Annotated in this window: 16 protein-coding genes; 6 read left to right on the forward strand and 10 right to left on the reverse strand. The window is 62.5% G+C overall.

Annotation, left to right across the window (positions count from 1 at the left end; genetic code table 11):
* Positions 1–17 precede the first annotated feature (17 nt).
* Positions 18–1,367 carry an NADP-specific glutamate dehydrogenase gene (gdhA, locus tag DC363_RS09890; protein WP_108640996.1) on the forward strand — a complete coding sequence of 450 codons (1,350 nt, stop codon included), beginning with the start codon at positions 18–20 and terminating at the stop codon, positions 1,365–1,367.
* A 149-nt stretch (positions 1,368–1,516) separates the two neighbouring features.
* Positions 1,517–1,810 carry a hypothetical protein gene (locus DC363_RS09895; protein WP_108640997.1) on the forward strand — a complete coding sequence of 98 codons (294 nt, stop codon included), beginning with the start codon at positions 1,517–1,519 and terminating at the stop codon, positions 1,808–1,810.
* On the opposite strand, the gene DC363_RS09900 is transcribed toward DC363_RS09895, so the two are convergent.
* The 3 genes from DC363_RS09900 to trhO form a co-directional block, all read right to left on the reverse strand.
* Positions 1,811–3,058, reverse strand: coding sequence for an aminotransferase class V-fold PLP-dependent enzyme (locus DC363_RS09900; protein WP_108640998.1), 1,248 nt, complete (start codon positions 3,056–3,058; stop codon positions 1,811–1,813).
* A gap of 61 nt (positions 3,059–3,119) precedes the next feature.
* A complete protein-coding gene (locus tag DC363_RS09905) occupies positions 3,120–3,434 on the reverse strand; it encodes a YciI family protein (protein WP_108640999.1) in 315 nt (104 codons plus the stop codon).
* Between the two features lie 70 nt (positions 3,435–3,504).
* Positions 3,505–4,416 carry an oxygen-dependent tRNA uridine(34) hydroxylase TrhO gene (gene trhO / locus DC363_RS09910; RefSeq protein WP_108641000.1) on the reverse strand — a complete coding sequence of 304 codons (912 nt, stop codon included), beginning with the start codon at positions 4,414–4,416 and terminating at the stop codon, positions 3,505–3,507.
* Between the two features lie 86 nt (positions 4,417–4,502).
* Between trhO and pncA the strand changes: the two genes are divergently transcribed.
* The 4 genes from pncA (at position 4,503) to pncB (ending at position 7,684) form a co-directional block, all read left to right on the forward strand.
* On the forward strand, positions 4,503–5,102 hold the full coding sequence (gene pncA, locus DC363_RS09915; RefSeq protein WP_108641001.1) for a bifunctional nicotinamidase/pyrazinamidase: 600 nt from the start codon (positions 4,503–4,505) through the stop codon (positions 5,100–5,102).
* An 87-nt stretch (positions 5,103–5,189) separates the two neighbouring features.
* Positions 5,190–5,609: a cupin domain-containing protein gene (locus tag DC363_RS09920; RefSeq protein ID WP_108641002.1), complete on the forward strand. Its 420-nt coding sequence runs from the start codon at positions 5,190–5,192 to the stop codon at positions 5,607–5,609.
* 107 nt (positions 5,610–5,716) lie between these two features.
* Entirely contained in the window at positions 5,717–6,340 is a 624-nt protein-coding gene (locus tag DC363_RS09925; protein WP_108641003.1) for a DUF2585 family protein, read from the forward strand.
* A 51-nt stretch (positions 6,341–6,391) separates the two neighbouring features.
* A complete protein-coding gene (gene pncB / locus DC363_RS09930) occupies positions 6,392–7,684 on the forward strand; it encodes a nicotinate phosphoribosyltransferase (protein ID WP_108641004.1) in 1,293 nt (430 codons plus the stop codon).
* 166 nt (positions 7,685–7,850) lie between these two features.
* On the opposite strand, the gene DC363_RS09935 is transcribed toward pncB, so the two are convergent.
* The 7 genes from DC363_RS09935 to DC363_RS09965 form a co-directional block, all read right to left on the reverse strand.
* A complete protein-coding gene (locus DC363_RS09935) occupies positions 7,851–9,212 on the reverse strand; it encodes a COG3904 family protein (RefSeq protein WP_108641005.1) in 1,362 nt (453 codons plus the stop codon).
* A 244-nt stretch (positions 9,213–9,456) separates the two neighbouring features.
* A complete protein-coding gene (locus DC363_RS17155; RefSeq protein ID WP_241962973.1) occupies positions 9,457–9,651 on the reverse strand; it encodes a nicotinate phosphoribosyltransferase in 195 nt (64 codons plus the stop codon).
* 59 nt (positions 9,652–9,710) lie between these two features.
* Complete coding sequence (arfB, locus tag DC363_RS09945; RefSeq protein ID WP_108641006.1) at positions 9,711–10,130, reverse strand: alternative ribosome rescue aminoacyl-tRNA hydrolase ArfB; 420 nt, start codon at positions 10,128–10,130, stop codon at positions 9,711–9,713.
* A 346-nt stretch (positions 10,131–10,476) separates the two neighbouring features.
* Positions 10,477–11,112, reverse strand: coding sequence for a queuosine precursor transporter (locus DC363_RS09950; RefSeq protein WP_108641007.1), 636 nt, complete (start codon positions 11,110–11,112; stop codon positions 10,477–10,479).
* Between the two features lie 101 nt (positions 11,113–11,213).
* Entirely contained in the window at positions 11,214–12,149 is a 936-nt protein-coding gene (mepA, locus tag DC363_RS09955; RefSeq protein ID WP_108641008.1) for a penicillin-insensitive murein endopeptidase, read from the reverse strand.
* Entirely contained in the window at positions 12,122–13,513 is a 1,392-nt protein-coding gene (locus tag DC363_RS09960; protein ID WP_108641009.1) for an MFS transporter, read from the reverse strand. Before DC363_RS09960 ends, mepA begins: the two co-directional genes overlap by 28 nt.
* 59 nt (positions 13,514–13,572) lie before the next feature.
* Entirely contained in the window at positions 13,573–14,154 is a 582-nt protein-coding gene (locus DC363_RS09965; RefSeq protein ID WP_108641010.1) for an acyl-CoA thioesterase, read from the reverse strand.
* Between the last annotated feature and the right edge of the window lie 89 nt (positions 14,155–14,243).

The following is a 14,243-nucleotide window of genomic DNA, read 5'->3' on the forward strand; positions in this document are numbered from 1 at the left end:
CGCAGAAAGATTGCCCTTTGAATACAGTAGACGAAAAGCTTCAGCCCATCCTTAGCACCGTTCTGCACCGCAACGCGGGCGAGCCCGAGTTCCATCAGGCCGCGCGGGAGGTGCTGGAAAGCCTTGGCCGTGTTGTGGCGCGGAAACCGGAATACTCGGACGAGGCGCTGATCGAGCGCATTTGCGAGCCGGAGCGGCAGATCATTTTTCGCGTCCCGTGGATCGATGACAACAATCAGGTGCAGATCAACCGCGGCTTTCGCGTGCAGTTCAATTCGGCGCTTGGCCCCTATAAGGGCGGCATCCGGTTTCATCCGTCGGTCAATGTCGGGATCATCAAGTTTCTGGGCTTCGAGCAGACCTTCAAGAACGCGCTGACGGGCCTGCCCATCGGCGGCGGCAAGGGCGGATCGGACTTCGACCCCAAGGGCCGGTCGGACCGGGAAATCATGCGCTTTTGCCAGTCCTTCATGGTCGAGCTGCACCGCCACATCGGCGAATATGTGGACGTGCCCGCAGGCGACATCGGCGTCGGCGCGCGCGAGATCGGCTATATGTTCGGCATGTATAAACGGCTCAACAACCGGTTCGAGGCGGGCGTGCTCACCGGCAAGGGGCTGGTTTACGGCGGCTCGCGCGCCCGCAAGGAGGCCACGGGCTTCGGCACGGCGTTCTTCCTGCGGTCGATGCTGGAAACCCGCGGCGCCGATCCCGAAGGCATGCGCTGCGTCGTCTCGGGCTCGGGCAACGTGGCGATCTACGCGATGGAGAAGATCATCTCGTTCGGGGGCAAGGTCGTCGCCTGTTCGGATTCGGCAGGCTATATCGTCGACGAGAACGGCATCGATCTGTCGCTGGTCAAGCAGATCAAGGAAGAGAAGCGCGGGCGGATTTCCGAATATGCGGCCCTGCGCGGCGACGGCTGCCACTACGTCGAGGGCGGCTCGATCTGGGATGTCCCCTGTGATGTGGCCCTGCCCTGTGCCACGCAGAACGAATTGAACGGCAGCAACGCGAAGGTGCTGGTCGAGAACGGGGTGAAAGCCGTGGCCGAGGGGGCGAACATGCCCTGCACGCCGGAAGCGGTGCGCCTGTTTCAGGACGCCAACGTGCTGTTCGCCCCGGGCAAGGCGGCGAATGCGGGCGGGGTGGCGACCTCGGCGCTTGAAATGCAGCAGAACGCCAGCCGTGACAGCTGGAGCTTTGCCCAAACAGAGAGCCGTTTGGAAGAGATCATGACGAACATCCACGCCTCGTGCCACGAGACGGCCGAGGAATATGGCGTGCCGGGGGATTACGTTCTGGGCGCGAACATCGCGGGCTTCGTGCGCGTGGCCGATGCCATGCGGGCGATGGGCGTGATCTAGCGACATTTCGCACAGACAGGCGACCGCCCGGGGCCGGGCGGTCGGCTGGCGACTGACGGACGGGCTGCGGATTTTCGCACTTTTGTGTGAAAGCCGACAACCAAATCCGGCCTGCCGCGTTGTCCTGATGACACAAAGGAGAATGCGACATGGCCGACAAGAAGAACATCGACAGCACACAGCCCCAGTCCGAGGTCACCCCCGAGACCGAGAATCTGACCATCGTGACCCCGGGCGAAGAGCGTGACATCCGCAAAGAGCCGCGCGACCGCGATGATCCGCCGGTCGCCGATCTGGCCCGCGAACTGCCGCCGGAGATCAAGGATGCGGTGCGCCGCGAAGGCGATTGGGCCGGGGATCCGGGGCGCCACGACGGCGACGACACGCAAGAGGTGTCCGGCGCCCTGAGCGATCTTGAGAACGACCGGGACGCCGAAGAATAATCAGCGGTCGAGAATATCCGCCATCACACTCAGGAACCGGGCCACTTCGGTTTCTGAGTTGTAGTGGCACATGGAGACCCGCACCGCCGCCCCTTGACCCAATGGGTCAAGAATGTTGCCGCTGTAGTGGTCCGCCTTGCGCACGTGGGTGCGGATGCCTTCCTTGTTCAGGGCTTCGACGATGTCGGCCGCGGCGACATCATCCGACCAGAAACAGACCAGCCCTTCCCGCGCCGGATTGTCGGCACCTCCGACGACATAAATGCCGGCCATTTCGGTCAATCCCTTGAGATTGCCGGTGCCGTTCAGCATGGCATCCGTCAGCGTCTTTTCGTGGGCATTTATCGCAGCACCTGCGGCTTCGATCCGGCCGCGGCGGGAGTCAGCATCGCTCACCTCAGCGCCAAGCCAGTCGAAGTAGTCCACCACGTCGCGGAACGTGGCATAGGCCCCGGTGTCGCGGGTGCCGAATTCCCAATTCGCCTCGGGTCCGCCCAGAAGCTGCTCGGGCCCCAACGCGGTCAACCGGTCGCTGACCCATGCGACGCCGTAGCCGTGGCGCGAGAATACCTTGTAGGGGGAGACCACGTAGCCATCCACATCCGCGGCCGTCAGGTCCACCAACCCGTGCGATGCATGTTGGATGCCATCGACGATGATGAAACATTCGGGCGCCACCGCGCGGATCGCTTTCGTGATTGCGGGAAGGTCCATGCCCATCCCGGTGACGGGCGACGTGTGCAGGATCGTCGCGACCTTGGTGTCCGGCGTCACGGCTTCGGCATAGGCCTCGGCGGTGACCAGACCCTGCGCGTCGTCGTGGGGCACGAGGCGATAGTCGCGGCCCAGCTTCTTGGCCCAGTGATCCATCGCCGAGCGAGAGGCCGGGTGTTCGACGGTCGAGCCCAGCAGCACGCCGCCTTCGGTGCCCGTCACCGCCGTGCGGATCAGGCGAAACAGCAGTTCGGTGCCGCTTTCGCCCACGAAAACCTGCCCGTGATCCACGCCGAACCAGTCTATCGCCGCCACCTTAGCTTCGGCGATGACGTCCATCAGCGCCTGGGCCGCCGGATTGGCGCGGCCCTGATTGTCGGGGATCGCGGCGAATTTCGCGCTGGTCTCGACGGCGGATTTCAGCGTCAGCGCGCCGCCCGCGTTCTCGAAGAACACACGCGGGCCCTGAAACGGACAGCTGTCCACATGGGCAAATTTCGACCGGATCGTTTCGAGCAAATCGGGGGTAATCATGGCAAATCTCCTTGCCGTGACTTGACCCGATCAGCAGCGAAGATGCCAGCCCGAATCCGGCCTACATTTCCATCATTTCGGCGACTTCGACCGAGCCGCTGCCGTCTTTCACCATGGGGTTCTTGGCCGCGTGGGCGCAGGCGGCCTCATAGCTGTCGCACGACAGGACCGTATAGCCCGAGACCGGGTTGGCGCCGCCGTTTTCCACGTGTCCATCGGCGCTGACCGTGTGGGACTTGCCCACCGGCGCACCGGGATCGACGACCGCATCGCCCATGCCCTGATACCATTCCCCCCAAGCCGCCATGGCCTTTTCCCCCTCTTCAGGGGTCTCGGGCATGCCGCCGCCGTGATAGATCAACAAGAATTTCGCCATGGGTCCGCTCCTTTGTTGTGCAGGGGTCCATTTAACGCCACTTTTGCTGAGTCGCGCAAATCGGGGCGGCTTAGGGACGCTTCGGCCCAACGTGCGCCTCGCCCCGCTGGGCGGCAAGGGCGATCTGCTTCTGACGCTCGCGGAAGCGGTCCTTGTCGCGCTCGGAGGTCTCGTCGATGCATTGGTGGCAAGACACGCCCAGCTCGAAGCCGGGGCGATCCCGATCCTCGGGCAAGAGAGGGCGGCGGCAGGCGTAGCACAGGATGTGGGGGCCTTCCTTCAAGCCGTGACCGACGCTGACACGCGCGTCAAAGACGAAGCACTCCCCGTCCCATGTGCTGTCTTCTTGCGGGACCTCTTCGAGGTATTTCAGGATGCCGCCCTTGAGGTGATAGACATCCTCGACCCCCTGACCGATCAGGTAGTTGGTCGATTTCTCGCAGCGGATGCCGCCGGTGCAGAACATCGCGATGCGCTTGTTGTGGAAGCGGTGCTTGTTGGCCTCCCACCATGCGGGGAATTCGCCGAAGCTCTTGGTTTCGGGGTCGATTGCGCCGTCGAAGGTGCCGATTGCCACTTCGTAATCGTTGCGCGTGTCGATCACGGCCACGTCCGGGGCGGTGATCAAAGCGTTCCAGTCGGCAGGCTCAACGTAGTGGCCGACGCTGGCCGTGGGGTCCACGTCCGGCTGGCCCATGGTCACGATCTCACGTTTGAGGCGCACCTTCATGCGGTTGAAGGGTGGCACGCTGGCGGTGCTTTCCTTCCATTCGAGGTCGGCGCAGCCGGGCAGGGCGCGGATATGGGCCAATACCGCGTCGATCCCACCGCGCGATCCGGCGATGGTGCCGTTGATCCCCTCGCGGGCCAGAAGCAGCGTGCCCATCACGCCGTGCGCCTCACACACCGAGGCCAGCGGCCCCTTGAGCGCGGCAGGGTCGGGGAAGGGCGTGAAATGATAGAGCGCGGCAACGATATACATGGCGTTCCAATACTGCGTTGCACCGGCGCGCTCAACCCGTAGGGTAGGCGCAAATCATCTGACCTTTTTTACCTCCGAGGCCCGCCATGACCCATGCTCTTATCGTGATCGACGTTCAAAACGACTTCTGCCCCGGCGGCGCGCTGGCCGTGACGGGGGGCGACGACATTGTGCCCGGCCTGAACGCGTTGATGGAGGATTTCGACGCGGTGATCCTGACGCAGGACTATCACCCGGCGGGGCATTCCTCATTCGCGAGCACCCACGGCGTTGACCCGATGACCGTGACGGAGATGCCCTACGGCCCGCAGGTGCTCTGGCCCGATCACTGCGTCATCGGCAGCCCGGGCGTGGCCTTTCACAAGGACCTCGACACCAGCCGCGCCGACATGATCCTGCGCAAGGGGTTCAATCCAGCCATCGACAGCTACTCGGCGTTCTTCGAGAATGACCACAGCACGCCCACGGGGCTTGAGGGGTATCTGCGCACGCGGGGCATCGAGCGGCTGACCCTTGCGGGTCTTGCCACGGACTTCTGTGTGAATTTCTCGGCGGTAGACGCGGCGAAACTGGGGTTTGAGGTGACGGTGCGCACCGACCTGTCCCGCGCCATTGATTTTGACGGCAGCCTTGCCGCCGCGACGGCTGGAATGGCCGCCGCCGGGGTCACGCTGTCTGACGGTTAGCGCGCCGGCACGACAATCCGCCGCAGTTGTCCGACCCGGTCCGGGAACTACCTCATGGGAAACGCCCCAGACCGGAAAGGACAGATCATGACGGACACCAAGGATTACGGCGCCGAGCCCTTCGTCGTCGATATCGAGAAGGACACGCTGGACAACACCAATTTCCGCACCACGCGCTGGACCGGACACAACCTGCAGCTCACCCTGATGACGATCCCCGTGGGCGGCGACATCGGGCTTGAGGTGCATGAGGGCAACGACCAGTTCCTGCGCCTTGAGCAGGGACGCGGACGTGTGCAGATGGGCCAGAGCAAGGATAACCTGGACTACGACAAAGAGGTTGGCGACGATTGGGCCGTCTTCGTGCCTGCGGGCATGTGGCACAATATCACCAACATCGGGGAAGAGCCGCTCAAGCTTTACGCGATCTACGGCCCGCCGGATCACCGCCACGGCACGGTCCATGCAACCCAGGAAGATTCCGAGAACGACCCCCACGAACACTAAAGCAGGCGGCCCCCGCCCCGGGGGCACCGCCTGCGGTGCGGGTCGCCACACTCTTGCCGCAATTGCTGCCTAATCTGCGCCGGCAGAACAAACAGCAGGAGCCGTAAGTGGCCCGCACGATCCTATTCCTTGTGGCCCTTCTGGGGGTGCCCCTCATCGGTGTGACCCTTTGGGCCTGGGGGCAGCCGCTCATTTGCACCTGCGGGACCGTCCGGCTCTGGGTGCCCTCGATTTTCAGCAGCGAAAACTCGCAACATATTGCGGACTGGTACACGCTCAGCCACATCCTGCACGGCATGCTCATCCCGCTTCTGGGCCGCGTGGTCTTCCCGCGTTTGGGCTTCAACGTGCTCTTCGCCATTGCCATCGTCACCGGGATCGGGTGGGAGATCATCGAACATACCGATTGGGTGCTGAACGCCTTCCGTGCCACGACGATCAACCGGGGCTATCTGGGTGACAGTGTCCTGAACGCGGTGATGGACTACGTCTTCATGATGGCCGGGTTCTTCGCCGCGCTTGCGCTGCCGATCTGGCTGGTCGTCGCCGCGATGCTGGCGCTGGAACTTATCGCCGGGCTGATCGGCCGCGACAACCTTACCCTTTCGACCATCCAGCTGATCGCCCCCATCGACGCCATCGACAATTGGCAGCAAGAGCTGAACCCCGATCGGGGGAAGCCCTTGACGCACTTGGGCGCCGATGAACCATTGCTTTTCCTTCCGGCCTGATGTCGGCTAGACAAGCCGCGCGGGGATTGGCGCGCATTTAAGGGGAAGAATATGGTCGATATCGCGACTCGGGTCTGGAACCACAAATGGAAGATTGACCCGATTGTGCGGTCGCTGATCGACACGGACTTCTACAAGCTTCTGATGTGTCAGTCGGTGTTTCGCAACAAGCCGGACACAAATGTCACCTTTTCGCTGATCAACCGCACCAAATCCGTGCGGCTGGCCGATCTGGTGGACGAGGGGGAGCTGCGCGAGCAGTTGGATCATGTGCGCTCGCTCTCGCTGTCGCGGGGCGAGTCCACATGGATGCGGGGCAACACGTTCTACGGCAAACGCTCCATGTTCTCGCCCGAGTTCATGGACTGGTTCGAACAGCTCCGCCTGCCGCCCTATCATCTGGAAAAGCGCGACGGGCAGTATGAGCTCACGTTCGAGGGGAAATGGCCCGAGGTGATGCTGTGGGAGATCCCGGCGCTGGCCATCCTGATGGAGCTGCGGTCGCGCGCCGTGCTGACGGAGATGGGCCGCTTCGAGTTGCAGGTGCTCTACGCCCGCGCCATGACGAAACTGTGGGAGAAGGTCGAGAAGCTGCGCCCGCTGGAGGATCTGCGCGTGGCGGATTTCGGCACCCGGCGGCGGCATTCCTTCCTGTGGCAGGACTGGTGCGTCCGCGCCATGCAAGAGGGGCTGGGCACGCGGTTCACCGGCACGTCCAACTGCCTGATCGCCAAGAACCGCGACCTTGAGGCCATCGGCACCAACGCCCACGAGCTGCCCATGGTCTATGCCGCGCTGGCCGGGGATGACGCGGCACTGGCCCGCGCACCCTATGACGTGCTGTCGGACTGGCACGACGAGCACGACGGCAACCTGCGCATCATCCTGCCCGACACCTATGGCACGCAGGGCTTTCTGGACAACGCGCCCGACTGGCTCGCGGGGTGGACGGGCATCCGCGTGGACAGCGGCGACCCCGCCACCGGCGCCGAACGCGCCATTGAATGGTGGAAGTCGCGGGGTGAGGACCCGATGGAGAAACTTGTGATCTTCTCGGACGGGCTGGACGCCGACAAGATCGTCGCCCTGCACAACCAGTTCCGCGGCCGCACCAAGGTCAGCTTCGGCTGGGGCACGATGCTCACCAACGATTTCAAAGGCTTGACCGAAGGCGACACGCTCGCCCCGTTCTCACTGGTCTGCAAGGCGGTCGAGGCCAACGGCCAGCCCACGGTGAAGCTGAGCGACAATCCGAACAAGGCGATGGGGCCGGACGCGGAGATCGAGCGGTATAAGCGGGTGTTCGGGGTCGGCGCGCAGGAGCGGGTGGAGGTTGTGGTTTGAGGGTAAGCCTAGAACGGCCCATAGTCTCGTCTGTAGAGAACGGCGGCAACTAGACCGACTTGGGCAAGGCTAGAAATCGTATGGGCGTCCGATACTAAGTTCATATCTTCATACTTTACAGTTAGTCAGTATAAATAGGATTTTAGCGGCGCTAACAGGAAGAGCCCTAACTGTTTACACACAACGTGTTTCCGGTCGTTTCATTCAATACACATTGCATTGATTGTTGCTTCGATATTCGGCTGCCAGATTCGCCATTGATTCGAACAAATTCACTTGTTTCACCATACGAGGTCGCGCCAATGTCTACGATCGTTCGAGCACCAGATGGCCAATCGAACACATGCCGTGTCAGAGGACGGCTGCTCTGCGCTAGGAAAATCACGCTGTGAAGACAAGGATCGCTGTCGGTTACCTCGTTGGATGAATCCCAGATTTCGCATTGCGCGATCCGTCGAGCATCCGCGCCCAAACCATCGCTTAGCCCAAGTGTCCGGAATTCCGTTTTGGGATGCAGAAGCACCGTAGTATTATAGTTCCTCATTCCATACTGTACAGTACATGCGCCCACGTAGGTATCGGTGGTTCCATCATAGCCACAGACAGCGACATAGTTGTTCTGCATTGCTACTTTGCAACCCACGCCCGAATATCCTGCCCGGATCGAGGCGACATCTTCTGTCTGTCCTACCACTGCAAGAGGCGCGTTTGCGAATATTTCAACATTGTAGGCGTTTAAAGGGTCGAAGTCGTAGACCGCATCCCCCAAGAGTCCGTCATTCCCGTTCAATTCCGATGGCAACGCCACTGGATATGCAAGCGCATTTTCGCACGCATACTGCGGTTTCCTGGCCCCCGGCGGGGTATCGGGTAGACCATCTAAGAAAATACGCCACCGCTCTGCTTCCTCTACCGTAGTAACGTAGAACATCTCCGATCCTGGCGTACCGGTTATCTTCGCCATTAGTTCAGCCTCGATCATGCGCGCTGTACCCCATGGCTCGCGAGTGTTCGCCAAAGTGAAGATATCGAAAACCGTCTCAACGCCCAGCCTATACACACTTTCAATGTCATCGGACGTGTAAGAACGGGCTTCATCTGCTTCAAGATATGGACGGTGAAACCCGAGCTGTGAACGGTAGTGCATAGTCCGACTCAGCCCTGCCACCTCGCTGCCTCTGTAATTACCCATCATAAACATGATGGCGCAAATGGAAGCACACACATCACCATCTCCAATGTATGTGCTGATCCCGTTCTCCATGATGAAACGAGCCATCTTCAAGCCCTCGATCACGCTACCCCCCGGGCTATCAAGGCACAGCACTGACTCCGAAGTGCTTTCCCCATTATGCACTAACAGATGACCGGACAGCGCCATCAGTCGCGCGGCGTCGCCGTGTGTAATCTCGCCATCAATTTCCACGAGGCAGTCGCGTGTTTGCGTAGTTCTGATGTCAGCAGCGTTGGATGCATTAGCAACGAAAAGCGTGCTGACCGTGACAATTATCCAAACGAATGAAACCATTGCTGTTTAATCACCTCAAGCGGCAGCGCTATATTAAAGGCACAGTATCTATCATGCTAGCTAGACACTGACGTGGCAAGCTGTACTTAATAGTGCTGGAATAGACTGTAGGTTTCTGCAGCGAATTAACGCTTTGTCCGCATGTCGGACACTGGCTTAAATATATTGGGCGACGTTAGTCCCCCCCCAACAAAAAAGCGCCACGGTCCCCCGCAGCGCTCCCTCACCTCAACCCGAGCAAACCCTAATCCAGCTGCTCCTCGACCGGATCAGCCACGCTCCCGTCCGTCGTCTCTTGCACCGCTTCGCCGCCCAGCATCATGAAGGCGACGAGCAGGACGAAGCCCAGCGGGATCAGCACGTAGATCAGGCTGCGGGCGTTGAAGCCGCGGTCTTGGGGGGTGCGGCTTTCCTCGGGGCCTTTGTCGTCATAGGGCATCGTCGTCTCCTTCTGGCAGTCGGGGACTCAACGCACGAGGCTTCCGCCGGTTCCCGGTGCTAGACCTCGGGCCCCTTGCGCAGGGCCTTCACCTCACCGCGTTTCTTCTTCGCCTCGACCCGTTTGCGCTTCTGGTTGGCGCTGACCCGCGTCTTGACCCGCCGCTTGGGCGCGACGAGGGCGGCGCGGATCATCTCGGCCAGACGCTCGCGGGCGAGTTCGCGGTTGCGGGCCTGGCTGCGGGTGTCCTGCACGAAGATCACCAGCGCCCCGTCGCTGGTCCATTTGCGCCCCGCCAGCCGCCGCAGTCGGGTTTTCACGGGGCCGGGCAGGTTGGGCGAGCGTGCCGCCTCGAACCGCAGCTCAACGGCGGTGGAGACCTTGTTGACGTTCTGCCCGCCCGGCCCGCTGGCGCGGACGAATTGCTCGGTCAACTCCCAGTCCTCGATGGTGATGCTGTCGGTGATGCGCAGGGTCATGGGGTGTGGGTCCGGCTGGGGCAAAGGGTCGGGTTCAATATAGGGCCCATGGCGCGGATGTCAGCCGGGGGCAAGGCGGCGCAAGAAGAAGGCCGTCCCAAGCGAGGGGACGGCCTTCCGAAAGTTCAGGAGGTGATGCCGGTTAGAGAGGCGCTTGCGCGCGCTTTCATCTTGATCTCACCTATGGAATTACATGCCCAAGGGTTGCCCTAGACATGCGCCTCCATAGTTGTCCCGACACATCCTTCCACTATCTTTCTCGACACTGGATCACCTCCTTTCGTTGTTTCGCCTAAGGTTAGAGAAGCACAACTTCTGGGGATCACCAAAGAAAAAATGTCGATATCTAGGCGGAATGTTGCAATCGGCCCACAATGACGCGGAACGGGATCAGGGCCGCCAATGCCACGGCGAGCTTCACGCTCCAGTCGGCAACAGCAAGCGTCGCCCAAAGCGGCGCATCGGGGCCCACCAGCAGGAAGGGGGCCGCGTCCTGCGCCCAGGCGATTTCGGCGTCGGCCGCAGCCCCGAACGACAGCAGCGCGCTGAACGAGATGACGAAGAACAGCGCGGTGTCGATGGTTGAGCCGATCAGCGTCGAGGCAAGCGGCGCGCGCCACCAGGCCCCGCTGCGCAGGCGCTGGAACACGGCGACGTCGATCAGCTGCGCCACAAGGAAGGCGGTGGCCGAGCCGACCGCCACACGCAGCGCCACGGCGGGGAATTCGTAGCCGTCCCCCTGCAGCATGATCTGGCTGCCGATCAGCGAGCAGATCACCCCGACGAGAAAGCCCGCGAGAACGACGCGGCGTGCCGGCCCCGCGCCATAGACGCGGTTCATGATGTCGGTGACGAGAAAGGCGAAAGGGTAGGTGAAGGCCCCCCATGTCAGCAACCCGTCAAGAATGAGGAACTGCACGAGGATGTTGGAGGCCACCACGACGATGGCCATGGCAAGGATGCCGGGAAGAAGTCGGGTCATGATCAAAATCCGTTTTGACAAGGTAGTCGGACACTTGGCCCTTCGGAACAAAGGACGCCGCCCCTATGACGGGCGGCGCCGGACTTGTCAAACGTGATCGTTTACTGGCTTTGCGCGACGCTGAGGCATTGCCCGGGGAGGGAGGCCATGGTCACCGGCCCGCGCGGGGGGCTGGGCGTGGCGTTCGGGTCCGGGGGCGGCGGGTTGAGGATGTTGTTCACCCAGCTTTGCGCATCGGCACAGCCATCGCCCGGCGGGGGCGGGGCTTGGTTGGTGCAGCCGCTGGCCCCTTCGGGGCAACGCAAACGGACATGAAAATGGTAGTGATGCCCATACCAGGGGCGGATCTTGTTGAGCCACGACCGGTCCCCCGTGGCCCAGTTGCACATGGCCACCTTGGCACCCGGAAAGACGAAAATGCGGGCGGTGCGCGGATCGCTGGCGGCGGCCCGCAGCAACTGCATGTGCTGCTCGGTCCAGCTGTCGTTGGTATAGGCCCCCCGCGCGCGACGCATGGAGATCGACGACAGGCTTTCACGCTCCGTCGCCGACAGGTTCAGCCGGTCCGGCGGCAACATCCACACGTCGATGTCGAGCCCGGTCTGGTGGCTGGCATGCCCTGTCAGCATCGGCCCACCACGCGGCTGGCTCATGTCGCCGATGTAGAGCCCTTCCCACCCCGGGAGGGTCGCGGCAAAGCGGCTGAGGTCACGCACGTAGTCGATGGTGTCCGGCTGTGCCCAGTTGCGGTTGCGCGACAGGCGCATGGCCTGCCATGTGGGCCCGGTCTCGGGCAGTTGCACCGCGCCGGCCTGACAGCCGCGTGAATAGCCGCCGAAGGGTTCGCTGCGTTGGTTCGAAGCGGCCGGGATATGGCCGAACACCTCTTTCGCGACGCGCGTGTCGCCGGTGTTCTGCGCCGATACGGTGGCCGCCGGTCGCGGATCGCTGGCGGCGCGGCTGACGTCTGCGTCACGACATCCGGCCACTCCGCCGAGCATCGCAAGGATTAGTCCGGTCTTGAGGATACTGCCCATTCGTCCCGATCTCCTTCTGGGTTAACCCAGCGTAGCAGGATCAACCCGATCAGGAAAAGGAAGATTACGGGCAGAAAGCCCAATTGGTTGTTGTTGGTCAGATAGGTGAAGAGGGTGATGCTGGCCGGGGCCAGAAACGCTGTCGCTTTGCCCGAGAGGGCGAACAGGCCAAAGGCCTCGGCCGGGCGTTCGGGGTGGGTGTGGCGCACCATCATCGAGCGGCTGGCCGAATAGACCGCTCCGCCCGCGCCCCCGATGATCGCACCACAGACGTAGAAAATAAGGTCGGGCAGGGCGGACCCCTCGGTGAAGGGCAGCCACAGGAACCGCTCGCGCGACATGGACACGATGACGATGCAGACGATGATCAACAGCCAGACGGCGACGCGGATCACCGGCTTGGGGCCGAAGCGCTGGTCGGCCAAGCCGGCCGCCCAGGTGACGATCGCCGCCGCAATGGCCGCCACGATCCCGAAGACGCCGACCTGTACGGTCTGCCAGTCCAGCACCAGCGCCGCATAGACCCCGCCAAAGGCATAGAGCGCGTTCAGCGCGTCGCGGTAGAACATGGAGCCGAGCAGGAAGTTGAGCAAGCTCTTGCGGTCCTTGACCGAACGCAGCGTGGCGAACAGCTCGGCCGAGACGGCGCGCAGGTTTGTCGGCTTGCCGCCCAAGGATGGATCGTCGCGCACCCAAAGGAAGAACGGGACCATGAAGATGATAAACCAGATCGCGATGAAGGGGCCGACGGCGCGCGTGCCCTCTCGCAAATCGGGATCAAGGCCGAACAGGGGCGCGTTGCCCAGAAGCGTGACGCCCGCGTCGTTCTCGGCCAGAAACAGCAGCACGATGAACAGGGCCACGACGCCGCCCCAGTAGCCCACGGCCACCCCCGAGCCCGAGATGCGCCCCACCTCTTGCCGCGTGCCAAGGCTGGGCAGGATCGCGTTGACGAAGTTCAGCCCGGACTCCGCGGCAAAGAAACCGACATAGAACACGACAAGCACCCAGATCAGGTTCGCCCCGTCCGGCGTCAGGCCCCAAAGCAAAGATGCTGCAATGACATAGATGACTGAGAAGAAGGCGATCCAGGGCATCTTGCGGCCCGAATTGTCGGCAAACGCCCCCAGAAAGGGCGCCGAGAAGGCGATCATCAGCCCGGCCACGGTCTGCCCGCCGGACCACAGCCCCTGCGCCTGCGCGCGCGCCGTGGACAGATCGGCCCCGCTTGTGAGATAATGCTCAGCCGCGACGGCGGCGAAATAGGGGCCGAAGATGAAGGTCAGACCCAGCGTGTAGAAAGGCTGCGACGCCCAGTCAAAGGCCATCCAGCCCCAGATGCGCTTTCTTAGAGTTGCCGCCATGTCCGTCCCCCTGCTGGCGCGATAAGACAGGCATTTGCCGCAACAGGCAACCGGCCACGTCAGGTGCGGGGGGCGGATTCCCTGGGCTGCGGTTTCGGGCCGTCTTGCCCCAGGTCGGGCGGCCAGAGGCGCGTCGCCTCGGCGTCGATCCAGTTCTGCACCCATGCGGCCGGTTCGGGGCGCGGATCGGTGATGTCGAGCGCCTCGATCAGCCGCGCCGTGGGCACCGCGCGGCCCTTCTCGACCACCGCCGTGCGCAGCAACACGTTGCTGGCGCATTCGCCGTTCTTCTTGAACATCCCCTGTTCGATATAGACGAACCGGTCGTCCCAAGTGGCGATCTTGGTGCGGGTCTCGTATTTCTCGAACGGCGTGATGCGGCGGCGATAGCGGATCGAGGTGCCCGCCACGGTCAGCCCCCAGCGCCGCTCTTTCAGCAGCGCCCAGAGCCCCATCCGCACCGCTGCCTGAAAGCGGCCCATCTCATACATCGTCAGAATGCGCCCGTTGTTCATCTCGGCGAAGATGTCGCAATCAACCAGCCGGCACCGGTGCTGCGAGACGTGCAGCTCAAGCGGGGTCATCGGCGGCAGTTTGCGCGCGGCCCATAGGTTGAATGCAAGGCGAAGAAACGGATACATAGCGCCAGACATAGATAGGGTGACGTTAACGTCAACCTGTGACGTGACGGAAGGGCATTGCCCTTTGCCGTCCGCGCGCTTACCTGACG

Origin of the sequence: Thalassorhabdomicrobium marinisediminis (genome assembly GCF_003072065.1) — a bacterium.
In the GTDB taxonomy this organism is placed as follows: Bacteria; Pseudomonadota; Alphaproteobacteria; order Rhodobacterales; family Rhodobacteraceae; genus Octadecabacter; species Octadecabacter marinisediminis.

What these genes read in the sequence shown, in the direction of transcription:
- DC363_RS09920 (WP_108641002.1), top strand. Translation starts at nt 5,190, where the DNA reads ATGACGGACACCAAGGATTACGGCGCCGAGCCCTTCGTCGTCGATATC.
- DC363_RS09900 (WP_108640998.1), bottom strand. Translation starts at nt 3,058, where the DNA reads ATGATTACCCCCGATTTGCTCGAAACGATCCGGTCGAAATTTGCCCAT.
- DC363_RS09935 (WP_108641005.1), bottom strand. Translation starts at nt 9,212, where the DNA reads ATGGTTTCATTCGTTTGGATAATTGTCACGGTCAGCACGCTTTTCGTT.
- DC363_RS09905 (WP_108640999.1), bottom strand. Translation starts at nt 3,434, where the DNA reads ATGGCGAAATTCTTGTTGATCTATCACGGCGGCGGCATGCCCGAGACC.
- arfB (WP_108641006.1), bottom strand. Translation starts at nt 10,130, where the DNA reads ATGACCCTGCGCATCACCGACAGCATCACCATCGAGGACTGGGAGTTG.
- pncB (WP_108641004.1), top strand. Translation starts at nt 6,392, where the DNA reads ATGGTCGATATCGCGACTCGGGTCTGGAACCACAAATGGAAGATTGAC.
- DC363_RS09895 (WP_108640997.1), top strand. Translation starts at nt 1,517, where the DNA reads ATGGCCGACAAGAAGAACATCGACAGCACACAGCCCCAGTCCGAGGTC.
- trhO (WP_108641000.1), bottom strand. Translation starts at nt 4,416, where the DNA reads ATGTATATCGTTGCCGCGCTCTATCATTTCACGCCCTTCCCCGACCCT.
- DC363_RS09950 (WP_108641007.1), bottom strand. Translation starts at nt 11,112, where the DNA reads ATGACCCGACTTCTTCCCGGCATCCTTGCCATGGCCATCGTCGTGGTG.
- DC363_RS09965 (WP_108641010.1), bottom strand. Translation starts at nt 14,154, where the DNA reads ATGTATCCGTTTCTTCGCCTTGCATTCAACCTATGGGCCGCGCGCAAA.
- DC363_RS17155 (WP_241962973.1), bottom strand. Translation starts at nt 9,651, where the DNA reads ATGCCCTATGACGACAAAGGCCCCGAGGAAAGCCGCACCCCCCAAGAC.
- DC363_RS09960 (WP_108641009.1), bottom strand. Translation starts at nt 13,513, where the DNA reads ATGGCGGCAACTCTAAGAAAGCGCATCTGGGGCTGGATGGCCTTTGAC.
- mepA (WP_108641008.1), bottom strand. Translation starts at nt 12,149, where the DNA reads ATGGGCAGTATCCTCAAGACCGGACTAATCCTTGCGATGCTCGGCGGA.
- pncA (WP_108641001.1), top strand. Translation starts at nt 4,503, where the DNA reads ATGACCCATGCTCTTATCGTGATCGACGTTCAAAACGACTTCTGCCCC.